Below are 2,837 nucleotides of genomic sequence, written 5' to 3'. Positions count from 1 at the left end.
GTAACGAAGCTGCTGCAATTTCATATCTTATACCATCCTAGGTTAAACACTGCGGCTTACCCGCAGCCAGGTATATCGGTGTCGCCCCGGTATGCTGAAACTCACAAGCCATAAACCCCGTGTTCTACCCTGATGGTGAAGAAAACGCCGTTGTTAATAAGCTTTAATAATAAAAAAACTTTTTATATAACCACTATACCACGATGCAGCTTCAAGTATAGATCCGCGTCACACTATGATAACGATTATTTTGCATTGGTATCAACGTGAAACGGCGGTGTCGGAGGGATAAAAACAGCAAAGGATAGATCCGTTTGCCCCTTTTCACCAATAAAAAAACCAGCCGCCAGGGCTGGTTTTTCATCTTGCAGGCAGGACATCGCCCTTACTTCTTGCCTTCGACCCACTTGCCGTCCACGTAGAACGCGGACCAACCGGTCGCCTTGCCGTCTTTTTCAGAGGAGACGTACTGCTGCTTGGTTTTACGGCTGAAACGCACCAGCGTTTTGTTGCCTTCGGCATCCGCCACAGGCGCATCGGCCAGGTAGCGCAGTTTCTCCGGCAGACGATCCTTGAAGCGAGCCAGCTCCTCCACCAACGGCGCGCGGGTCTCGCGCGATTTAGGGAAGGTGTTGGCCGCCAGGAACACGCCGGCAGCGCCGTCACGCAGCACGAAATAGGCGTCGGACTTCTCGCACGGCAGCTCCGGCAACGGCACCGGATCTTCCTTCGGCGGCGCCACATCGCCGTTACGCAGGATCTTGCGGGTATTTTTGCAGTTCTCGTTGGTGCAGCCCATGTACTTGCCGAAACGCCCCATTTTCAGGTGCATTTCCGAACCGCACTTGTCGCACTCCACCACCGGGCCGTCATAACCTTTCAGGCGGAACTCGCCCTCTTCGATCTCATAGCCGTCACACGCCGGGTTGTTGCCGCAGACGTGCAGCTTGCGCTGGTTGTCGATCAGATAGCTGTCCATCGCCGTACCGCATTTCTGGCAGCGGCGGCGGGCGCGCAGCGCGTTGGTTTCCGCGTCGTCGCCTTCGAGGATGTTGAGCACTTCCGCTTCAGGCACCAGGTTGATGGTGGTTTTGCAACGCTCCTTCGGCGGCAGCGCGTAGCCGGAACAGCCGAGGAACACGCCGGTGCTGGCGGTACGGATGCCCATCTTGCGGCCGCAGGTCGGGCAGTCGATGCTGGTCATCACCATCTGGTTAGGCCGCATGCCGCCTTCTTCCGGATCCTTCTCCGCCGTTTCCAGCTGCTCGCTGAAGTCGACGAAGAACTCGTCCAGCACCGCTTTCCATTCAGCCTGGTTGTTGGCCACCTCATCGAGGCCGTCTTCCATGCGCGCGGTGAAGTCATAGTTCATCAGCTCGCGGAAGTTCTCTTCCAGACGATCGGTGACGATCTCACCCATTTTCTCGGCATAGAAGCGGCGGCTTTCCACCCGCACATAACCGCGATCCTGAATGGTCGAGATAATGGAGGCGTAGGTGGACGGGCGGCCAATGCCGCGTTTTTCCAGCTCTTTCACCAGCGAGGCTTCGCTGTAGCGCGCCGGCGGCTTGGTGAAGTGCTGGCTCGGGATCAGTTTCTGCAGATCCAGCTCGCTGCCGATTTCGACGTATGGCAGGGTGCGATCTTCATCGCCCTTGCGCAACGCCGGCATCACCTTGGTCCAGCCGTCAAAGCGCAGCGTACGGCCCTTGGCGCGCAGCTGATAATCGCCGGCTTTCACCGTCAGCGTGGTGGAATCGTACTGCGCCGGCGTCATCTGGCAGGCGACGAACTGGCGCCAGATCAGCTGATACAGCTTCTGCGCGTCCGCTTCCATGTCTTTCAACTGCTCGGCGAGCACGTTCACGTCCGAAGGACGGATCGCTTCGTGCGCTTCCTGCGAATTCTCTTTGCTGCTGTACTGATTCGGCGCCTTCGGCAGGTATTTATCGCCGAAGTTGTCGCCGATATAGCCACGCACCATGTTGAGCGCATCCTGGCTCAGGTTGGTGGAATCGGTACGCATATAGGTGATGTGGCCGGCTTCATACAACCGTTGCGCCATCATCATGGTTTTCTTCACGCCGAAGCTCAGGCGGGTGCTGGCGGCCTGTTGCAGCGTGGAGGTAATGAAAGGCGCGCCCGGCTTGCTGCTGGTCGGTTTGTCTTCGCGATCCAGCACCGTGTAGCGGGCTTTTTCCAGCAACTTGACCGCGGCGTGAGTCTGCTCGCGGTTGACCGGCTTGAACGGTTTGTCGTGCGCGTGGGTCACTTCCATCTGCAGCGCGGTTTCACCCTTCGCCAGCAGATCGGCATGCAGTTCCCAGTACTCTTCCGGCACGAACGCCTTGATGTCGCGTTCGCGCTCAACCACCAGACGCACCGCCACCGACTGCACACGGCCGGCGGACAGGCCGCGTGCGATTTTCTTCCACAGCAGCGGCGAGACCATATAGCCCACCACGCGGTCCATAAACCGGCGCGCCTGCTGCGCGTTGACGCGATCAATGTTCAGCTCGCCCGGCTGTTTGAACGCCTGCTGGATCGCGTTTTTGGTGATTTCGTTAAAGACCACGCGGCTAAAGCGTTTGTCATCGCCACCGATCACTTCCCGCAGGTGCCAGGCGATGGCTTCCCCTTCGCGGTCAAGGTCGGTTGCGAGATAAATGTGGTCGGCGTTTTCCGCCAACGATTTTAACTCGGCGACCACTTTTTCTTTACCCGGCAGGATTTCATAATGCGCTTTCCAGCCGTGGTAAGGGTCGACGCCCATGCGATTTACCAGCGCCGCCTTCTCATCTTTTTTAACTTTTTTCTTGGCTTTGTCTTCGGTTGAG

General features: G+C 57.7%; 2 protein-coding genes. Both read right to left on the bottom strand.

Going from position 1 to position 2,837, the window contains the following annotated elements; all coding sequences use genetic code 11:
* Positions 1-245 precede the first annotated feature (245 nt).
* A complete protein-coding gene (locus tag ADK28_RS33300; RefSeq protein ID WP_255253503.1) occupies positions 246-380 on the bottom strand; it encodes a hypothetical protein in 135 nt (44 codons plus the stop codon).
* A gap of 5 nt (positions 381-385) precedes the next feature.
* On the bottom strand, positions 386-2,837 hold a 2,452-nt coding region (gene topA / locus ADK28_RS05745; protein ID WP_048795138.1), incomplete at its 5' end, for a type I DNA topoisomerase.

The organism is Serratia sp. 506_PEND (genome assembly GCF_001076875.1).
Lineage (GTDB): Bacteria > Pseudomonadota > Gammaproteobacteria > Enterobacterales > Enterobacteriaceae > Serratia > Serratia marcescens.
The sequence above is the reverse complement of the archived record's forward strand: the minus strand, read 5'-3'. Positions and strand labels throughout refer to the sequence as shown.